Below are 19,650 nucleotides of genomic sequence, written 5' to 3' on the forward strand. Positions count from 1 at the left end.
GCGACGCCGGGCGGGAACGCCGCCGCCTGCGCGCGATCCGGCCGACGCCCGTCACGCAGGCGCGGCAGGGCCGTTGCCGCAACGCGCCGCGTGCGCGGCACGCTCAGCGCGGCCCGCCGCCGCCGCGGCGTCCGCCGCCGCGCTGCTGCTGCTTGCCCTCGGCCGCCTTCAGTTCGGCCTCGGTCGGCTCCGGCGGCGCCTCGCCCGGCTTCAGCGCGTTCACCTTGGTGCCGGGCTTGAGCCGGAACTGGCCTTCGGTGACCACCCGCTCACCGGCCTTCAGGCCTTCGGTCAGCTGCACGTGGCTGTCGCCCACTTCCGCGCCCTGCTTCACCGTCTGCATCTTGACCGTGTTGTCGGCCTGCACCACGTACACGTAGTCGCCGTTGGGGCCGCGCTGCACCGCCTGGGTCGGGACCACCACGCCGTCGGCCACGGTGCGCAGGGTCAGGCGCACGTTGACGAACTGGCCAGGCCACAGCGCACGGTCCTCGTTCGGGAACACCGCGCGGACCTTGAAGGTGCCGGTGTCGGCGCTGATCTGGTTGTCGATCACGTCGACCTGGCCGTCGCTGGCGATCGGATGCGCGTCGGTGCGATCCAGCGCGGTGACCGGCAGCGGCGCGGCCGCCTGCGCCTGGCGCACGTCCTGCAGCTGGATCTCCGGCAGGTTGAAGGTCACGTAGATCGGGTGCACCTGGGTGATGGTGACGATGGTGCTGCTGGTGCTGACGATGTTGCCCACGTCCACGCCGCGGATGCCGGCGATGCCGTCGCTGGGGGCGAGGATGCGGGTGTACTGCAGCTGCACCTGCGCCGCACGCATCTGCGCGTCGTTGGCGGCGACCGCCGCTTCGTACTGCGCCACCTGGTTGCGCTGCGTGTCCAGGTCGGTCTTGGCCACGTACTGGCGGTAGGCCGGCGAGTCGGAGCGCTGGAAGGTGGAACGCGCGGTGGCCAGCAGCGCCTGGTTCTGGCGCTTGCTCGCCGCGGCCTGGTCGTAGCTGGCCTGCAGCGAGCGCGGGTCGATCTGCGCCAGCAGCTCGCCCTTCTTCACTTCCTGGCCTTCGCGGAAATTCAGGCTCATCAGCTGGCCGCCGACCTGCGGGCTGACGGTGACCGTGCTCAGCGCGGTCACCGTGCCGGTGGCGGTGGCGTAGATCGGCACCGCCTGGTGGGTGGCGGCGACGACCGTCACCGGGACCGGCGTGTTGTCGCTGTCGTCGCCCATGCCGTCGCCGGGGCCGCCGCCCTTGTGATGCCCGCCGCGCATGACGCGCATGCCCACCACCACCACGGCCACCGCTGCGAGGATCAGCAGCGCAATCTTCCAGAAACGCGACATCCGGGGAAACTCCTGTGGCGAGGCGGGGTGGGAGGCCCTCCCGCAGTGGCTGGTGACGAGCGAGAAAGCATATCGCCCGCGCGTTGCGATTGGACCATGACTGAAGGGACAGACCCCGCGGGCGGGCAAGGCCGGTCGTCCGCTCTCGCAACGCGCAGGCGGCGCATCGGTTGACACGGATTCGCAAGGGTTTTTTGTCCGCAACGGGATCCGTGGCCGCCCCTCGCCGGCGGCCGATGCACTACAGTGACTGAACGCCCGTTGCGTCCCGATCTGGAGCCCTGCCATGCCGCGCCTGTCCCGCCTGCTGTCCGCGATGCTGTTCGCCGTCCCCGCCCTGGCCTGGGCGCAGAGCGCCGAGCGCCCGGAGGTGACGGCCGCCGCGGCCAGGCTGCAGGCCAAGGTGGTGGAGTGGCGGCGCGACTTCCACCAGCACCCGGAGCTGTCCAACCGCGAGGAGCGCACCGCCGCCAAGGTCGCCGAGCGGTTGCGCGCGCTGGGCCTGAAGCCGCAGACCGGCATCGCCCACCACGGCGTGGTGGCGATCGTCAAAGGCGCGCTGCCGGGGCCGAAGATCGCCCTGCGCGCGGACATGGACGCGCTGCCGGTGACCGAGCAGACCGGCCTGCCGTTCGCCTCCAAGGCCACCAGCGAGTACCGCGGCGAGACCGTGGGGGTGATGCACGCCTGTGGCCACGACGCGCACACCGCGATCCTGCTCGGCGTCGCCGAGGCGCTGGTGGCGATGCGCGCGCAGCTGCCGGGCGAGGTCATGCTGGTGTTCCAGCCGTCGGAGGAGGGCGCGCCGGGCAACGAGGAGGGCGGCGCCTCGCTGATGCTCAAGGAGGGCCTGTTCCGCGACTTCAAGCCGCAGGCGATGTTCGGCCTGCACGTGTTCTCCAGCGTCCAGGCCGGCAAGATCGCGGTGCGCGGCGGCCCGCTGATGGCCGCCTCGGACCGTTTCAGCATCAAGGTGATCGGCCGCCAGACCCACGGCTCGGCGCCGTGGAACGGCATCGACCCGATCGTGACCAGCGCCGACCTGATCGGCGCGTCGCAGACGGTGATCAGCCGCCGCGCCAACCTGTCCAGGCAGCCGGCGGTGCTCAGCTTCGGCGCGATCAAGGGCGGCATCCGCTACAACATCATCCCCGACGACGTGGAGATGGTCGGCACCATCCGCACCTTCGACGAGGGCATGCGCCAGCAGATCTTCGCCGACCTCAAGACCGTCGCCGAGCACACCGCCGCCGCGCACGGCGCCAAGGCCGAGGCGCACGTGCCCGACCAGGACGGCAACCCGGCCACGGTCAACGACCCGGCGCTGACCGCGCGCATGCTGCCCAGCCTGCAGGCGGTGGTCGGCGCCGGCAACGTCTACGAACCGCCGCTGCAGATGGGCGCGGAGGATTTCTCGTTCTACGCGCAGCAGGTGCCGTCGATGTTCTTCTTCGTCGGCGCCACCGGCCCCGGCATCGACCCGGCGACCGCGCCCAGCAACCACTCGCCGCAGTTCCTGCTCGACGAGACCGCCCTGGACGTCGGCCTGCGGGCCATGCTGCAGGTGACGCTGGATTACTTGAAGCAGTGATTGGGGAGTCGGGATTGGGGATTCGCAAGAGCATGGGCGTGGCGGCGTGGGCGGAATCGCCTTAGGTCCGGCCCCGATGGTCGTTTGTAGGAGCGGCTCCAGCCGCGACGGGTATCACCGGGAAGGCCATCGCGGCTGAAGCCGCTTCTACAACAGCGGCGCTAGATGGCTCCTGTAGGAGCGGCTTCAGCCGCGACGCGCGAAGCACAGAATCGACGCAGTTGCGTCGACGCAAGCAAGCCCGTTTTTGCTCCTGCCACTCCCGAATCCCCACTCCCGAATCCCCGCCCCATACACCTCCCAGCCAGAACGCGCCCGCTACACTGCACGGCATGAACACCCCCCAGGATTCCAGTCTCGGCCGCGAGGTCGCCTACCCGTCGCAGTACGATCCCGCGCTGCTGTTTCCCATCCCGCGCGCCGCGGCGCGCACCGAGATCGGTCTCGACCCCGCGGCGCTGCCGTTCTTCGGCGTGGACCGCTGGCACGCCTACGAATTGAGCTGGCTCGATGCGCAGGGCAAGCCCTGTGTCGCCACTGCGACCCTGCACGTGCCGTGCGCCTCGCCCAACCTGATCGAATCCAAATCGCTCAAGCTCTATCTCAACTCGCTCAACGCGATGCGCTTCAACAGCGCCGAAGCGCTGCGCAGTTGCATCGTCACCGATCTGTCGGCGCGCGCCGGCGCCGACGTGGCGATGGAATTCGGCCTGCCGCCGATGGACACGCTGGGCGAGGGCGAGTCGCTCGATGCGCTGGACATCGCCATCGACTGCTACGGTCCGCCGCGTCCGGACTTCCTGTCCGCTGCCGATGGCGACGTGGTCGAGGAAACCCTCAGCAGCGCCTTGCTCAAGTCCAACTGCCCGGTCACCGGCCAGCCGGACTGGGCCTCGCTGCATGTGCGCTACCGTGGCGGCCGCATCGACCGCGAAGGCCTGCTGCGCTACCTGATCAGCTTCCGCGAGCACGCCGGTTTCCACGAGCAGTGCGTCGAGCGCATCTTCCATGACCTGATGACCCGCTGCCGGCCGCAGTCGCTGCAGGTGGAGGCGCGCTACACCCGCCGCGGCGGGCTGGACATCAATCCCTGGCGCGCCACCGCGGACGTGGCCGAGCCGCTGAGCTTCCTGCGCGATCTGCGTCAGTAGGGCGGCGCTGACACCGCGATTGCGCCATCGGCCGCGACGAGCGGAAGCATCGAGGCGTCCGGCCGTACTGCAGTCGGGACTGCAGTCCCTCCCACACGAGCGCCGGGAGCGCAGCGCGGCCGTCGACACCTGTACGGCAGGCCGGGGTTCTCGCAGTGGTCGCCTGGACGACGCGCCCACACTGCGACGGTGCCGCGCGCGCTGCGCGCGCGATTGCAGCGTGCCGGCGATCCCGCTGTCATGCACGAACTCAAGCGTTCGACCGACACATCTCGCCGCGTTCGAAGACGCGCGGCGCGCCTGAACCGCAGCCGCGCGGTTCACGGCCGCGCGATCCTTTTTTAACAAATCCTGTGACACCGTGGCCGCGTCCCATCACGCAGGAAGCCACGCGATGAACAGTGACAAGCGCGCCGATTTCTCGGCGGTCACCGCCAAGGTGGACACCACCGCCGACGTCGTACAGAAGGCGGATTTTTCCGCCGTGCAGAGCAAGGTCGACAGCACCGCCGAGCAGGTGCAGCAGGTGTACGTGGTCAAGCCTGGCGATTCGTTGTCCAAGATCGCCAAGCTGCATTACGGCGACGGCAACGCCTGGACGCGCATCTTCGAGGCCAACAGCGATGTGCTGGCCGACCCCGACAAGATCTACCCCGGCCAGACGCTCAAGCTGCCGGCCGGCGCCTGAGGCGTCGCCACCACTACCTTTCGTTATTCCGACAGGAGTCCCCACGATGAAGACCCGCTCGATCTCCACGTTTTCGCCCTTGATGATCGCCCTGGTCGGTGCGTTGGCACTGGCCGGCTGCAAGAAGCAGGAGCAGCAACAGACCGTGTCCCCCGATCCCACCTCGTCCGCGCCGACCGAGCAGATGCCGGGTCCGGCCGCGGCCCCGGCGGAGCAGCCGGCGCCGGCCGCCGCAGGCGCCAATGCGGTGAACGTCGCGGCCGTCGCTGTCGGCAACACTGCCGCCGCGGACAAGTCCGTCGCGCCGCTGACCACGCTCGCCAGCAAGGACAAGATCATCGTCTCGGTGAAGACCGAGGGCTCGGCGACCAATGCCAACGTCGGCGCCAAGCTGGTGTTCCAGGACGGCCAGACCGCCGGCGAGCGCACCGAGACGCTCAATACCAGTGGCGCCGACACCACCAACTTCGAGTTCACCAACCCCAAGGGCTGGCCGGCTGGCCAGTACAAGGCCGAGGTCACCGTGAACGGCCAGGCGGCGGGCACGCCGCAGACGTTCGAGGTGAAGTGATCCAGGGCTAAGGCCCGGTCACGGGTCGCACGCGCCGCCTCTCTCCCGGCACGTGCGACACGCTGGCGCAGCCGCGAGGCTGCGCCTTTTTTATGCGTGACCGGATGCTCCGACAGCACTGCCGACGTGGTGGATCAAGAAGGTGTGGGGGGACTTCAGGGCACTCCCACAGCCCGGAAACCCGTCGTAGGAGCGGCTTCAGCCGCGACCGGCCTTACCGGGAACGCCCGTTGCGGCTGATTTATGCCTGAGCGGATACTCCGGCAGCACGGCCGACGTGGTGCATCAAGAAGGTGCGGGGGACTTCAGGGCGTTCCCATCGCCCGGAAACCCGTCGTAGGAGCGGCTTCAGCCGCGACCGGCCTTATCGGGAACGCCCGTCGCGGCTGAAGCCGCTCCTACCACGGAGGCGCGAGCTGCATCCGGCGGATCAGCGGTGCCCTTCCATCCCGACGCACGTCCTGGACGATGCCCTGCCGTCCACTCGGCGGCGTCTGCGCGCACCGCGCTGGCCAGCACCGCGCAGCCGCGCAAGGCGATCACTGCGGCGCGTGCAGATCCAGCATGCGTCCGCCCACCACCACCTGCCGCAGGCGCAGCTCGCTGTCCAGCACCACCAGGTCGGCGCGGGCGTCGGGGGCGATGCGGCCGCGGTCGCCCAGGCCCAGGTAGTCGGCCGGGAAGGTGGACACGCGCTGCGCGGCATCGGCCAGCTCCAGACCCACTTGCACCAGGTTGCGCAACGCCTGGTCCATGGTCAGTGCGCTGCCGGCCAGCGAGCCGCTGGCCAGGCGCACGCAGCCGCCGCACTTGTGCACGCGCTGCTCGCCCAGTGCGTATTCGCCGTCGGGCATGCCGGTGGCGGCGGTGGCGTCGGTCACCGCGTACAGGCGCGGGATCGCGCGCGCGGCAAGGCGAATCACGCCGGGATGCACATGCTGCAGGTCGGGAATCAGTTCGGCGTACTGCGCATGCGCCAGCGCCGCGGCGGCGATGCCGGGGCGGTAGTGGTCCACGCCGGTCATGCCGTTGAACAGATGGGTGAAGCCGGCCGCGCCGGCCTGCAGCGCCGCCACGCCGTCCTCGTAGCTGCCGGCGCTGTGGCCGAGCTGCACGCGGATGCCCAGTGCGGTCAGCGCCGGAATCAGCGCGGTGTGCGCGCCGATCTCCGGCGCCAGAGTCAGTACCCGGATCGGCGCCAGCGCCTGCCACTGCTGGACCAGGGCGAGGCTGGCCTCGATCGTGCGATCGGGTTGCGCGCCCAGCCGCTGCGGGCTGATGAAGGGGCCTTCCAGGTGCACGCCGGCGATGCAGGCCGCGTCGGCATCGGGCGCGGCCATGGCCGCGGCGACGCCGCGCAGTGCGTGCGCGATCTCCTCGACGCCGGCGGTCATGGTGGTCGCCAGCAGGGTGGTGGTGCCGAAGCGCAGGTGGGCGCGGGCGATGCGCCGTGCCGCGTCGCCGCCCTGCATCAGGTCCACGCCGGCGGCGCCGTGCACGTGCAGGTCGACGAAGCCCGGCAGGATCAGCGGCAATTGCGGATCGTCGCCGCCGCTGTGGTCGTCCACCTGCAGCCGGCGCACGTGGGTGTCGAAGTGGACGTGGCCGCGGCGCCAGCCCAGCGGGGTGAGCAGGCGGCCGTGCAGGGAATGCGTGTCGGTCATGGTGCGGGCTCGGCGATGATCACCTCGATGCCCAGCCGCTGCAGCCCCTCGCGGGTGGCCTCGTCGATGCCGGCGTCGGTGATGATGGCGTGGATCTGGTCCAGGCGGGCGATGCGGTGCAGGCTGACCCGGCCGAACTTGGAGGCGTCGGTCAGCACCACGATGCGCCGCGCGCGCTCGACCATGCGGTGGTTGAGCCGCGCTTCGGCCTCGTCGTGGGTGGTCAGGCCGAACTGCAGGTCCAGGCCGTCCACGCCCAGGAACAGCGTGTCGAAACCGTAGGCGTTGAGGCTGGCCTCGGCCTGGCTGCCCTGCAGCGACAGCGATTGCTGGCGCAGCTGGCCGCCGGTGAGCAGCACGTTGATGCCCGGCGCGTTGGCCAGTTCCCAGGCGATGTTGAGGCCGTTGGTCATCACCGTGACGTCGCGGTGCGCGCGCAGGTGCCGGGCCAGGGTCATCGTGGTCGAACCGGAGTCGATGATGATGTTGGCGCCGGGCTGCACCATGCGCGCGGCGCAGGCGCCGATCGATTCCTTCAGCGGCAGGTTCAGTGCGTCCTTTTCATGGATGTCCTGCTCCTGCGGCGGCGTGCGCACCAGCGTGGCGCCGCCGTGGGTGCGGGTGGCCAGGCCCTGCGCCTCGAAATGGTTGAGATCGGCGCGAATGGTCACCGCCGACACGTCGAAGCGTTCGACCAGGTCGGCAACCTGCACCGTGCCGTGTTCGAGCAGCGACTGCAGGATCTGCTGGCGGCGGGAGCGGGTGTTGCGCATGGCCATTCTCGGATTCGCGGGCGACCGGGAAGATTAGCCGTTCGCCGCGACGCCGGCAGCCGCTTCGGCGTGTGGCCGGCGCGCGCCGGCGCGGTTGGCGCTGCAGGCGCGGGCGTATTCGCCCAGGCACAGGCCGATGCGGTGCTGGACCAGCGCTGCCGGGGTAGTGGCGAGCTGGCCGGCGCGCACCGCGCGGTACTGCTCGGGCAGGAACTGGCTGAGCAGCACCAGCGGCGGCGCATGCCGTTCCAGGTTGGCGAACAAGGTGTCCACCGCCGCGCGCACCGCCGGCTCGCCCCAGTAGTAGCGGCAGCGGTCGCTGAAGGAATGGCGGCGCAGCAGGCGTTGCGCGGCGGCGTCGCCCGGATAGTAGGACTGCCAATATCCGGGTTGCGCCTGCATTGCCGCGTCCAGCACCTGCGGCAGTTGCGAGCACTGCGCCGCGGGGAGCAGTTCGGCTTCGATCGCGGCCAGCGCACACAGCGCCTCGCGATAGGCGAAGGTGGCGGCGGGGCCGACCTTGAGGATGGCGAAGTGGTCGCGCACCAGCGCGTGCAGCGCGTCCTCGCGCTGGTAGTCGGTGGAGTGCGCCTCGAACACGATGCGCGGCTGCTGCTCGAGGAAATCGGCCAGCGCGGCGGCCGCCGCCGGGTCGTAGTCGTGCACGCTACTGTGGTCGAAGTCGACACCCGGCTGCACCACCAGCGCGATCACCCGCTGCCACGCGGCGCGCAGCGGCGGCGTGTCGAAGGCCTGCCTGTGGATGGCCAGGGTCTGCGCGGCCGCGGCCGGCGTGGTGACCTGCAGGCCGCCGGCCAGCGAGGCTTCGCCGCCGGGAATCGGCACCTCGGTGCCGATCACGTACACCGGCGGCGGCAGCCCATGTGCGGCGGCGGTGCGCTCGGCGATCTCGGCCAGTTCGGCCGAGCGCGCGGCGACGACGGCATCGGGCAGCGGCACCGGGTCGTCGGCGCAGGCCATGCTGCAGTCCAGGTGGATCTTGTGGAACCCCGCGGCGACGTACTGTTCGATCAGCAGGCGCGCATGCGCCATGGCCTCGGCGGCCGGCCCCTTCTGCCAGGCGTTCGGGCCCAGATGATCGCCGCCCAGGATCAGCCGCGCGCGCGGGAAGCCTTCCGTCTCGGCCAATGCGCCGACGTAATCGCGGTACTGCGTCGGGGTCATGCCGGTGTAGCCGCCGAACTGGTCGACCTGGTTGGAGGTGGCCTCCACCAGCAGCAGCGTGTCGTGGGCCAGCGCGACCTGCATCGCCGCGCGCAGCACCTGTTCGTTGCTGCAGCAGACGCTGTACAGGCCGACGTTGGCGCCGGCGCGATGGGAGGCGAGCAGGGTCTGCAAGGGCGACATGGGAACTCCGGCGGATCAGGAAAACGCGGGATGGCAGGCCAGCAGCGCGGCACCGCGGGCGCCGCCGGCATCGCCGAAGTGCGGCGGCACGATCGGCGGCACCTGCACGCCGGCGAACAGGTGCGCGGCGATGGCGTCGGGCAGTTGCCGGTACAGCGGCGGGTATTGCGACAGCCCGCCGCCAAGCACGATCACGTGCGGGTCCAGCGCCAGCACCACCGCGGCCAGGCTGTGGCCGAGCAGATCGCGATGGATGTCCAGCGCCTGCTGCGCGCGCGCATCGCCGGCTTCGGCCAGGGCGATCACCGCGCTGGCGTCGGCGGCGTCGCTGCCGAGATGGCGCGCGATCGCTGCCACGCCGCTGCCGGACACGTAGCGCTCCACGCAGCCCTGCAGGCCGCAGCCGCAGGCGAGCAGCGGCAGGTGGTGGCGCTGCAGCAGGTGCCCGGGCACGCTCCAGTGGCCCCATTCGCCGGCGATGCCGTTGCAGCCGGCGAGCAGGCGGCCCTGCACGCAGAAGCCGCCGCCGGCACCGGTGCCGAGGATGGCGCCGAACATGCTGGGGTAGCCGTCGGCGGCACCGCCATGCGCCTCGGACAGCGCGAAGCATTGCAGGTCGTTGCCGATGCGCAGCGGACGCGGCAGCCGCGCCTGCAGGTCCTGCGCCACGCACTGGCCGGTCAGCGCCGGCACGTTCGCGCTCAGCTGGCGGCCGCTGCGGCGGTCGCGCACGCCGGGCAGGGCAATGCCGAGCGGGCTGTCGTGGTGGCCGAGCGCGGCATCGGCCGCGGCCACCAGCGCCACCACCGCCTGCAGGAAGCCGGCGTAATCGCCCTGCGGCGTGGCCACGCGGCGCCGCCACACCACCTGCAGCGCAGCGTCGCAGGCCACCAGTTCGATCTTGGTGCCGCCGACGTCGAGGCCGTAGCAGGTGGGCGCGCCGGGCTCAGCCATGGTGGATGGTGACGCCCTGGACCACGCGGTTGACGGTGCCGTCGGGGAACGGATTGTCCGGGGTCAGGCCGAGCGCGGCCGAGCGCTGCAGCGCGAACAACTGCGCGAAGCCCAGCCACAGCGGCGCCAGCCACGGATCGTCCAGGCCGGCGACGGCGAGCGTGTGGTCGTCGCCGGCACCGATGTCCGCATGCGGGCCGATCGCCAGCACCTGGCCGGCCACGCCATCGCGACGCAGTTCGTCGAGCAGGTCCTGTTCGTAGCGACGCGCCAGCGGCTGCACGCTGCGCAGCATCACCACCAGGGTGCTGCGGTCGAGCGTGGACTTGGGGCCGTGGCGGAAGCCCAGCGGCGTGTTGGCCAGCGCCAGCACGCGGCCGGCGGTGAGTTCCAGCACCTTCAGCGCGGCCTCGCGCGCCAGCCCTTCCAGCGGGCCGCTGCCGAGATAGATCACCCGCGCGAACGGACGCTGCGCCAGCGCCGCCACCGCGCCATCCCATTGCGCCAGGCCGCGGTCGGCCAGTTCGGCCAGCCGCTGCAGGCGCGCGCTGCGCGTTTCCCATGGCGCACGGTCGAACACGCTCAGCGCCGCCAGCAGCATGCAGGTCAGGCTGCTGGTCATGGCGAAGGCGCGGTCGCAGCTGGCCGGCGGCATCAGCAGGGTGCAGGTGTCGGCGCGGCCGGCGCCGCGGCGCGCCAGTTCGCCGTCGGCGTTGCAGGTGATGTCGAGGAAGCGCGCGTCGTCCACGTCGCTGCGCACGCGCTCCACCGCGGCCACGCTTTCCGGGCTGGAGCCGCTGCGCCCGAACGACACCAGCAGGGTCGGCCGCGCGCGCTGCAGGTACAGCGCCGGATGGGTCAGCAGGCTGGTGGTGTGTACCGCGCGCACCTCGGCCGGCCACTGCGCATTGATCGCGTCGGCCACCATCTCGGCGATGAAGCCGGAACTGCCGGCGCCGGTGAACAGCACGCGCTGGTTCGGATCGGCGAGGCGGTCGCCGAGGAAGGCCTGCAGGCGGTCGCCGGCCTGTGCCAGATCCTGCGCAAGGGTCTGCCACAGCGCCGGCTGCTGGGCGATCTCGCGGGCGGTATCGGCGCCGCCCAGGCGCTGCCAGGCGGATGCATCCGAAAGCGGAAGGAGGTCCATGCGGTGGTTCCTGTTGGGCCAGCGCACCATCCGGCTTTTCTTTCGAAATGTCAAATATCGAAAGAAAAAAGAAAGTATTGGCCTGTGCCTAATGGCTCTGTGGATCGCCCGTTCTAAAACGAAAGGTGCAGGCGGATGTCGCTATCGCAAGCGGAATCAGCTGATTCGGTCGAGATGAAAGCAAAGTCATGCGAGGCAATATCTTTCTTTTTGTCAAAATAAATCTTGTTTTTTGCTTTCAATTTATTGACATCTTTCAAATCCCTGGCCTAGAGTCGGCGCAACGCTTTCGAAACGCCCGGGGAAACGGGTTTGGGGGTCGTGTGGAGAACCGCGTTCGTCGTTCGTCGCTGTTGCGGGCGATCGCGCTGCCGGCCCTGCTGCTGGTGGCGGCCACCGTCGTCGCCGAGCCGGTCGGCAACCTGCGCACGGTCGCCGCCAGCACCAGCCGCGACGGCGTGCAGGGCTGGGATCTGCTGACCGACCGCGGCGTGCGCCTGCGCATCGAAGTGCCGGCGGCCGACATCGTCCGCGTGCAGGCCGGGCGCCACGGCACGCTGACCGGCGCCGGCGACAAGGCCACGCCGATCGTGCTGCCGCAGCCCAAGGCCGTGGTGCAGGCACAGCTGGAAGACGATGCGCAGGAACTGCGCGTGCGCACCGACGCGCTGGTGCTGCACGTGCAGCGGCAACCGCTGCGGTTGCGCCTGGAGCGGCTGGAACAGGGCCGCGCCGTCGCGCTGTGGCAGGAACTGCAGCCGCTGGATCTGGATGCCGCGCAGAGCGTGCAGGTGCTGTCCTCGCAGGCCGACGAAGCCTATTACGGTGGCGGCCAGCAGAACGGGCGCTACCAGTTCAAGGGCCGCGAACTGGAGGTGTCGTATTCCGGCGGCTGGGAGGAGGGCGATCGCCCGAGCCCGGCGCCGATGCTGCTCAGCAGCCGCGGCTGGGGCATGCTGCGCAACACCTGGAGCGACGGCAGCTACGACCTGCGCCAGCCCGACCAGGCCACGCTGCTGCACCGCGAAGACCGCTTCGACGCCTACTACTTCGTCGGCGCCGACCTGCCGGCCCTGATCGAGCGCTACACCCGGTTGACCGGCCGCCCGAGCATGCTGGCGCGCTGGTCGCTGTCCTACGGCGATGCCGATTGCTACAACGACGGCGACAACGCCAAGAAGCCCGGCACCGTGCCGGACGGCTGGCACGACGGCGCCACCGGCACCACCCCGGACGTGGTCGACAGCGTGGCCCGGCAATACCGCGAGCACGACATGCCCGGTGGCTGGATCCTGCCCAACGACGGCTACGGCTGCGGCTACACCCGGCTGCCGGAAACCGTGCAGGGCCTGGCCCGCTACGGCTTCCGCACCGGCCTGTGGACCGAGAACGGCGTGGACAAGATCGCCTGGGAAGTCGGCAAGGCCGGCAGCCGCGTGCAGAAGCTGGACGTGGCCTGGACCGGCAAGGGCTACCAGTTCGCGATGGACGCCAACCACCAGGCCTACGACGGCATCCTCGACAACTCCGATGCGCGCCCGTTCCTGTGGACGGTGATGGGCTGGGCCGGCATCCAGCGCTACGCGGTGGCCTGGACCGGCGACCAGAGCAGCAGCTGGGACTACATCCGCTGGCACGTGCCGACCCTGATCGGCTCCGGCCTGTCCGGCATGGCCTACGCTGCCGGCGATGTCGATGCGATCTTCGGCGGCAGCGCCGAGACCTTCACCCGCGACCTGCAGTGGAAGGCGTTCACCCCGGTGCTGATGGGCATGAGCGGCTGGTCGTCGAACGCGCGCAAGCATCCGTGGTGGTACGACGAGCCGTACCGCAGCATCAACCGCGACTACCTGAAGCTGAAAATGCGCCTGACCCCGTACATGTACGGCCTGGTGCACGATGCCGCGCAGACCGGCGCGCCGCCGGTGCGCGGGCTGATGTGGGAAGACCCGCGCGATCCGCACGCGCAGGACGAGACCTACAAGACCCAGTTCCTGCTCGGCCGCGACCTGCTGGTGGCGCCGGTGTACCGCAGCCAGGCAGCCAGCCGCGGCTGGCGGCGCGACATCCATCTGCCGGCCGGCGGCTGGATCGACTACTGGGACGGCCGCCGCGTGCAGGCCGGCGCCGACGGCCGCCAGCTCGATCGCCAGGTCGACCTGGCCACGCTGCCGCTGTTCGTGCGCGCCGGCGCGATCCTGCCGATGTACCCGGCGATGCTGTTCGACGGCGAGAAGCCGCTGGACGAGGTGACCTTCGACCTGTATCCGCAGGGGGCCTCGCAGTACACGCTGTACGAGGACGACGGCAACACCCGCCGCTACCAGCAGGGCGAGTCCAGCACGCAGGCCGTGCGCGTGCAGGCGCCGGCGCAGGGTAGCGGCCCGGTGCAGGTGTGGATCGATCCGGTGCAAGGGCGTTACGACGGACAGCTGCCGCAGCGCCGCTATGCCTTGCGCGTGCTCGCGCGGCAGGCGCCGCGGTCGGTGCAGGTCGGCGAGCGCGCGCTGCCGACGGTCGCCGACGCCGCGGCCTTCGCCCAGGCCAGCGAAGGCTGGTACTTCGACGCCACGGAGCGCCGCGGCACCGTGCACGTGCGCACCGCCGTGCAGGACATCCGCCAGCCGCTGCAACTGCGGCTGGACTTCCCGGTCGCCGCCGCTGCGGCCGACGACGCCTATCCGCCGGCGCCGGAGCTAGGCCGCGCGCTGCCCGCCGACAGCCTGCTGGTGGTGAACCGCCCGGCCGAGGAACCCGGGCACCCGCTGGAGAACGCCTTCGACGACGACCCGAGCACCTGGTTCCGCAGCGTGCGCAACCAGGCCGTGCGCACCGGCGCGCACGAATGGGTGATCGGCTTCGGCGAGCGCAAGATGATCGACGGCATCGAACTGGCGCCGCGCAACGACAAGAACTGGAAGCACGGCCAGGTGCGCGACTACGAGGTCTACCTGGGCGACAGCAACGGCGAGTGGGGCGAGCCGGTGGCGCGCGGCCACCTGCGCCTCCAGGAAGGCGTGCAGCGCATCGACTTCCCGGCGCATGCCGGCCGCCTGCTGCGCTTCCGCGTGCTGAGCGTGCAGAACCCCGAGGGCGACGGCGCCGACAGCAACGACCCGATGGTCACCGCCGCGCAGCGCCGCCCGCGCGCCTTCGATGCGCTGCAGCCGCGCGACGTCGGCCCGATTGTGCTGTCCACCTTCCACATCCTCGAGCACCAGGCCCCGGAGCGGCCAGCGCAGCAGCGTTACCTGCCCGAACTGGCGTTGCCTGCCGCGCTGGATGGCCGCGTGCAGGCCGACCGCGCCTTCCGCGGCGATGCCGGCATGCGCATGAACGGCCTGCAGTTCCGCCGCGGCCTGGGCGTGGGCGCCGACAGCCGCCTCGACCTGCGCCTGCACGGCGACTGGCGCCTGCTGCGCGCCGACCTGGGCATCGACGACGCCTGCCGCAGCGCTGGCGGCCTGCAGTTCCAGGTCTGGGGCGATGGCCGCCTGCTCTACGACAGCGGCCTGGTCAGCGCGCCCGGTGTGGTCAAGCCGGAGCTGGACATCCGCGGCCTGTCCACGCTGAGCCTGCGCACGCTCGGCGCGCAGGGGTCGCAGCCTGCCCAGGTCTGCGCCAATTGGGCCAACGCCGTCCTGATCGGCCAGGAGGGCGACACCGCCAGCTTCGTCGCCCCATGACCGCCCCGTAACACCGCTCCTCCCCCGCCTTTCCCGACTGCGGCCGCCTGGCCGTGGCCCGGGAGCGCTTTGCCCGCCGATTCCGCGTTCGCGCCGCACCCTGCCAGGAGAGAACCCCGATGTTGCCCGCCCGTCACCGCCATCCCCGCTGTCGCCCGCTCGCTCCGTTGACCCTGGCCATCGCCGGTGTCCTGCTCGCCGCCCTGCAGCCCGCAGCCGCGCAGGACAGTCAGGCCGCCACCGACCTGGCCCGGGTCGAAGTCACCGGCTCCAACATCCGCCGCACCGATGTGGAGACCGCCTCGCCGGTGCAGGTGATCAGCAAGCAGGACATCCAGGCGATGGGCGCGCGCACCCTGCTGCAGGTGCTTGACAACCTGCCCGCGGCACGCCCGGCGCAACAGGACGCGCGCTCGCTGTTCACCGGTTCCGATGGCGCCTCGCAGGCCAATCTGCGCGGCCTCGGCGCGCAGGGCACGCTGGTGCTGTTGAACGGTCGTCGCCTGTCGTACTACGGCGCGCCGGCCGGCTTCCAGACCCAGTTCGTCAACATCGATGCGATCCCGGCCGCGGCGATCGAGCGCATGGAAGTGCTCACCGACGGCGCCTCGGCGGTGTACGGCACCGACGCGGTGGCCGGCGTCATCAACGTGATCACCAAGCGCAACTTCCAGGGCGCGGAGATCAATTTCAGCAACGACACCTCCACCCGCATCGAGTCCTACGGCGAACACCAGGCCAGCATCACCGCCGGCTTCGGCGACCTCACCGAGAACCGCTTCAACGTCTACGGCGCGGTCAACGTGTACCGGCGCGATGCGATCCCGCTGCGCGATTTCTACGACAAGCGCCCGGCGCAGTACTACGTCAACAATCCCAACTACCTGACCAACCTGCGCCTGGGCGTGGGCAGCAAGCCGGGCCAGTTCAATCCGGGCAGCTACTTCGCCTTCGACCCGGCCACTGGGCGCCGCGTGCAGGAAGCCGCACCGGGCTGCCAGAACGTGCTGACCAGCGAGGCCGCCGGCCCGCGCTGCGTGTGGGAGACCTGGTTGAACAACGAGATCGACGCCGGCGCCAAGTCCGAACGCAACACCGCCTACCTCAACGGCACGTTCCTGGTCGGCGCCAGCACCGAACTGTTCGCCGAGGCCACCTACACCGACATCGACCTGCGCGCCAACGGCGGCACCCCGCGCGCGTTCAACACCACCACCGGCAACCCCACCAGCTGGTTCTCGCGCAACACCGGCAACACCGTCAACCAGTTCCTGTATCCGTTCCTGGGGCCCAACAACGAGTACAACCATGCCAGCCCGCAGCTGAGGGCGATGATGGGCGGGGTGGTCGGCCTGCAGTACCTGCTGCAGGACGCCGGCCCCGACTACTTCGGCCAGCGCAACACCGACAAGAGCTACCGCGTGCTCGGCGGCGCGCGCGGCAGCCTCGGCGACTGGAACTGGGAAACCGCCTTCGCCACCGCCGGCACCCACTCGGTCACCTACCAGACCGTCAACGTCAACGTGAAAGGCTTCGAGAAGGCGTTCGGCCCGTTCACCATCGACCCGGGCACCGGCCGGGTGATCATCTCCGACCACCCCGCGTATCGGTTCGGCGAGATCAGCGCCGCCAACGCCGCGCTGATCCGCGAGGCGTTCCCCACCTTCGACATCGAATCGTGGACGCGCCTGCACACCCTCGACGGCAAGATCGAAGGCCCGCTCTTCCAACTGCCGGCCGGCGAGATGCGCGCCGCGTTCGGCTTCAACGCCAGCCGTGAGACCTTCTACACCCCCGGCAACCCGGACGCGGCCAACGGCCTGATCACCCAGCAGGGCGGCTCCTGGTTCGACGGCAAGCGCAACACCTATGCGCTGTTCGCCGAGACCGTCGCGCCGATCACCGACAAGCTGGAACTCGACGCGGCGTTGCGCGCCGACAAGTACCCGAACTTCAGCACCAACCTGGCGCCGAAGGTCGGTTTCAAATACCAGGCCTTCGAGCAACTGCTGCTGCGTGGCACCTATTCCACCGGCTTCCGCGCGCCGAGCCTGGCCGAGTCCGGCAGCGGCGGCGTCTACGCGCAGCTGGGCGGCTACCGCGACGAGGTGCGCTGCGGCGAGACCAATGCCATCGCCAACCTGCTGCTGCAGTCGCGCCGCAGCGGCGACGTGGATCTGGGCAATAGCCTGCTCAACGCCGACTGCAGCCGCACCGTGGCGCGCATGACCCAGCCGAACCCGGACCTGAAGCCGGAGAAGGCCAAGATCGCCACGCTCGGCTTCGTCTATGAGCCGGCCAACTGGCTGTCGGTGTCGGCCGACTACTGGTTCATCTATCGCGACAATGAGATCGTCGCCCCGGACTACCGCCGCGCCGGCGACATCACCGCCATGACCCGCTCGCCGATCACCGACAGCGACCGCGCCAACCTCGCCCAGCTGGCGGCGATGTGCGCCGATCCGGCCAGCGGCGTGGCCTGCCCGGGCACGCTGCCGGGCTACAGCGTGGGCAATGTCGCCAGTGTGGTCGGGCAGTACCGCAACCGCGGCAAGACCCTGGTCGACGGCTTCGACATCGACGCGCGCAGCCGCTTCTCGCTCGGCCAGTGGGGCGGGCTGAACATCGGCCTGGCCGCCACCATCGCCAACCGCAACCGCTTCTACATGGACCAGGACAGCGGCTGGTACTACGGCGACGTGGTCGGCTACTACAACAACCCGCGCCTGCGCGCCACGCTCAACGCCGACTGGACCTACCGACAGGTCACCACCAGCATGTTCGTCAACTACGTCGGCGGCACCAAGTGGGCCACCGACCGGATCGACGCCGAGGACAACAACCCGCAGACCTGCACCGCCGGCTATCTCAAGCTGCAGCCGAGCAAGTGCGATGGCGCGCCGTCGTGGTGGACCGCCAACCTCAGCGTCACCTGGCGTCCGGACGACGCCTGGAACCTGAGCTTCACCGTCAAGAACCTGTTCGACCGCCTGCCGTTCTACGATCCGAATAGCTTCCTGGGCGATTCCAGCGACTACGCCACCATCTTCGGCCGCGGCTACAGCGTGACCATCGGCTACCGCTTCAAGTGATCGCACCCGCAGCAGCCTGCGTGCCGGCCGGTGCCGGCGCGCATCCACGAGGAGACCGCACAGCATGAAACGACGCGACTTCATCGCCGCCGGTGCCGCCATCGCCGCCAGCAGCCTGCTGCCGCAGACACCGGCCTGGGCGCGCAAGCGCAGCCTGCGCCTGGCCATGATCGGCACCGGCATGCGCGGCCAGGTGCTGCTGACCGAACTGCTGCGCCGCGACGACGTGGAACTGGTCGCCCTGTGCGACATCGAGCCGATCATGCTCGGCCGCGCCATGGGCAGGGTCGCCAAGGCCGGCAAGCCCGCACCCACCGCCTACGGCCAGGACCGCGACACCAGCGCCTGGAAGCGCGTGCTGGCGCACAAGGGACTGGATGGCGTGATCGTGGCCACGCCCTGGGAGTGGCATGCGCCGATGGCGATCGCGGCGATGCAGGCCTGCGTGCCGGTCGGCTGCGAGGTGGTGGCCGGCATCACCCTGCAGGACCACTGGGACGTGCTCAACGCCCAGCTCGCCACCGGCACCCCGTACATGCTGCTGGAGAACGTCTGCTATCGCCGCGACGTGATGGCCGCGCTGCAGATGGTGCGGCAGGGCCTGTTCGGCGAACTGGTGCACCTGCAAGCCGGTTACCAGCACGATCTGCGCGGGGTGAAGTTCAACTCCGGCGACCCGGACCAGCCCTACGACAGCGGCGTGGAATTCGGTGCCAAGGGCTGGAGCGAAGCGCGCTGGCGTACCGCGCATTCGGTGCAGCGCAACGGCGAGCTGTACCCCAGCCACGGCATCGGCCCGTGCGCGATGTACGCGGGCATCAACCGCGGCAACCGCTTCACCCACCTCAACGCCTTCGCCAGCAAGGCCCGCGGCCTGCACGACTACACCGTGGCCAAGAGCGGCGGCAACACCCATCCCAGCACCAAGGTGGCGTTCAAGCTGGGCGACGTCGTCACCACCACCCTGGCCTGCGCCAACGGCGAGACCATCCTGCTGCAGCACGACACCTCGCTGCCGCGTCCCTACTCGATGGGCTTCCGCGTGCAGGGCACCAAGGGCCTGTGGATGGACCTCAACCAGTCGATCCATCTCGAAGGCCGCAGCCCGCCGCACCAATGGGAAGCCTTCAAGTCCTACCAGGACCAATACGAGCACCCGCTGTGGACGCGCTACGTCGCCACCGCGGCCGGTGCCGGCCACGGCGGCATGGACTGGTTCGTCATCCACGCCTTTGTCGAAGCACTGAAGGCGAGGGCACCGATGCCGATCGACATCTACGACGCCGTGACCTGGAGCGCGATCACCCCGCTCTCCGAACAGTCGATCGCCAGCGGCTTCCAGACCGTCGCATTCCCGGATTTCACCGCGGGCGCGTGGCGCCAGCGCACGCCGATCTTTGCGTTCGACGGCACGTATTGAGCGCGGTCGCCACGGTGCTCCACGCCTTGCATCCGTGCCGGGTGGCGGCCGGCGTGTTCCGCTCCACGGACACTTGCGTGTCAAACACCAGCGGCTATAGTGCCGCGCGTGGTGCGCTCCGGCGCGCTTTTTTCCTCGTGTCCAGTGGTGCGGTCGAGCCGATTCGCCTTGGGTGGACGGCCGGCCCGGGCTGGGCATCG

13 protein-coding genes are annotated in these 19,650 nt (G+C 70.2%); 7 read left to right on the forward strand and 6 right to left on the reverse strand.

Features of this window, described 5'->3' with window-relative positions:
- Positions 1-103 precede the first annotated feature (103 nt).
- On the reverse strand, positions 104-1,345 hold the full coding sequence (locus PIQ37_RS04425) for an efflux RND transporter periplasmic adaptor subunit (protein ID WP_267108623.1): 1,242 nt from the start codon (positions 1,343-1,345) through the stop codon (positions 104-106).
- A gap of 286 nt (positions 1,346-1,631) precedes the next feature.
- Here PIQ37_RS04425 and PIQ37_RS04430 point away from each other — a divergent pair, with 286 nt between their 5' ends.
- The 4 genes from PIQ37_RS04430 (at position 1,632) to PIQ37_RS04445 (ending at position 5,346) form a co-directional block, all read left to right on the forward strand.
- A complete protein-coding gene (locus tag PIQ37_RS04430) occupies positions 1,632-2,936 on the forward strand; it encodes a M20 family metallopeptidase (RefSeq protein ID WP_342072520.1) in 1,305 nt (434 codons plus the stop codon).
- A gap of 332 nt (positions 2,937-3,268) precedes the next feature.
- Entirely contained in the window at positions 3,269-4,087 is an 819-nt protein-coding gene (gene queF, locus PIQ37_RS04435; protein ID WP_342072521.1) for an NADPH-dependent 7-cyano-7-deazaguanine reductase QueF, read from the forward strand.
- Positions 4,088-4,481: 394 nt separating this feature from the next.
- Complete coding sequence (locus PIQ37_RS04440) at positions 4,482-4,775, forward strand: LysM peptidoglycan-binding domain-containing protein (RefSeq protein WP_342072522.1); 294 nt, start codon at positions 4,482-4,484, stop codon at positions 4,773-4,775.
- Between the two features lie 46 nt (positions 4,776-4,821).
- Positions 4,822-5,346, forward strand: coding sequence for a hypothetical protein (locus PIQ37_RS04445; RefSeq protein WP_342072523.1), 525 nt, complete (start codon positions 4,822-4,824; stop codon positions 5,344-5,346).
- A gap of 539 nt (positions 5,347-5,885) precedes the next feature.
- Here PIQ37_RS04445 and PIQ37_RS04450 read toward each other — a convergent pair.
- From PIQ37_RS04450 to PIQ37_RS04470, 5 genes are read right to left on the reverse strand one after another with little or no spacing between them, the layout of a single operon-like run.
- On the reverse strand, positions 5,886-7,010 hold the full coding sequence (locus PIQ37_RS04450) for an N-acetylglucosamine-6-phosphate deacetylase (RefSeq protein WP_342072524.1): 1,125 nt from the start codon (positions 7,008-7,010) through the stop codon (positions 5,886-5,888).
- Positions 7,007-7,783, reverse strand: coding sequence for a DeoR family transcriptional regulator (locus PIQ37_RS04455; RefSeq protein ID WP_150410263.1), 777 nt, complete (start codon positions 7,781-7,783; stop codon positions 7,007-7,009). Before PIQ37_RS04455 ends, PIQ37_RS04450 begins: the two co-directional genes overlap by 4 nt.
- 33 nt (positions 7,784-7,816) lie before the next feature.
- Positions 7,817-9,151, reverse strand: a complete 1,335-nt coding sequence (locus tag PIQ37_RS04460) for a D-tagatose-bisphosphate aldolase, class II, non-catalytic subunit (RefSeq protein WP_342072525.1) — start codon at positions 9,149-9,151, stop codon at positions 7,817-7,819.
- Positions 9,152-9,166: 15 nt separating this feature from the next.
- Entirely contained in the window at positions 9,167-10,105 is a 939-nt protein-coding gene (locus tag PIQ37_RS04465; protein ID WP_342072526.1) for an ROK family protein, read from the reverse strand.
- A complete protein-coding gene (locus tag PIQ37_RS04470) occupies positions 10,098-11,252 on the reverse strand; it encodes an SIS domain-containing protein (protein ID WP_342072527.1) in 1,155 nt (384 codons plus the stop codon). Before PIQ37_RS04470 ends, PIQ37_RS04465 begins: the two co-directional genes overlap by 8 nt.
- A gap of 323 nt (positions 11,253-11,575) precedes the next feature.
- Here PIQ37_RS04470 and PIQ37_RS04475 point away from each other — a divergent pair, with 323 nt between their 5' ends.
- From PIQ37_RS04475 to PIQ37_RS04485, 3 genes are all read left to right on the forward strand, one after another.
- Positions 11,576-14,938, forward strand: a complete 3,363-nt coding sequence (locus PIQ37_RS04475) for a TIM-barrel domain-containing protein (RefSeq protein ID WP_342072528.1) — start codon at positions 11,576-11,578, stop codon at positions 14,936-14,938.
- A 119-nt stretch (positions 14,939-15,057) separates the two neighbouring features.
- Positions 15,058-18,030: a TonB-dependent receptor domain-containing protein gene (locus PIQ37_RS04480; RefSeq protein ID WP_342072529.1), complete on the forward strand. Its 2,973-nt coding sequence runs from the start codon at positions 15,058-15,060 to the stop codon at positions 18,028-18,030.
- A 64-nt stretch (positions 18,031-18,094) separates the two neighbouring features.
- A complete protein-coding gene (locus PIQ37_RS04485; protein WP_342072530.1) occupies positions 18,095-19,450 on the forward strand; it encodes a Gfo/Idh/MocA family protein in 1,356 nt (451 codons plus the stop codon).
- Positions 19,451-19,650: the final 200 nt, after the last annotated feature.

Source organism: Xanthomonas protegens, assembly GCF_038442435.1.
Lineage (GTDB): Bacteria > Pseudomonadota > Gammaproteobacteria > Xanthomonadales > Xanthomonadaceae > Xanthomonas_A > Xanthomonas_A sontii.

Coding starts and splice junctions, on each gene's coding strand:
- PIQ37_RS04455 (WP_150410263.1), bottom strand. CDS start 7,783: ATGCGCAACACCCGCTCCCGCCGCCAGCAGATCCTGCAGTCGCTGCTC.
- PIQ37_RS04450 (WP_342072524.1), bottom strand. CDS start 7,010: ATGACCGACACGCATTCCCTGCACGGCCGCCTGCTCACCCCGCTGGGC.
- PIQ37_RS04445 (WP_342072523.1), top strand. CDS start 4,822: ATGAAGACCCGCTCGATCTCCACGTTTTCGCCCTTGATGATCGCCCTG.
- PIQ37_RS04465 (WP_342072526.1), bottom strand. CDS start 10,105: ATGGCTGAGCCCGGCGCGCCCACCTGCTACGGCCTCGACGTCGGCGGC.
- PIQ37_RS04485 (WP_342072530.1), top strand. CDS start 18,095: ATGAAACGACGCGACTTCATCGCCGCCGGTGCCGCCATCGCCGCCAGC.
- PIQ37_RS04470 (WP_342072527.1), bottom strand. CDS start 11,252: ATGGACCTCCTTCCGCTTTCGGATGCATCCGCCTGGCAGCGCCTGGGC.
- PIQ37_RS04480 (WP_342072529.1), top strand. CDS start 15,058: ATGTTGCCCGCCCGTCACCGCCATCCCCGCTGTCGCCCGCTCGCTCCG.
- PIQ37_RS04460 (WP_342072525.1), bottom strand. CDS start 9,151: ATGTCGCCCTTGCAGACCCTGCTCGCCTCCCATCGCGCCGGCGCCAAC.
- queF (WP_342072521.1), top strand. CDS start 3,269: ATGAACACCCCCCAGGATTCCAGTCTCGGCCGCGAGGTCGCCTACCCG.
- PIQ37_RS04425 (WP_267108623.1), bottom strand. CDS start 1,345: ATGTCGCGTTTCTGGAAGATTGCGCTGCTGATCCTCGCAGCGGTGGCC.
- PIQ37_RS04430 (WP_342072520.1), top strand. CDS start 1,632: ATGCCGCGCCTGTCCCGCCTGCTGTCCGCGATGCTGTTCGCCGTCCCC.
- PIQ37_RS04440 (WP_342072522.1), top strand. CDS start 4,482: ATGAACAGTGACAAGCGCGCCGATTTCTCGGCGGTCACCGCCAAGGTG.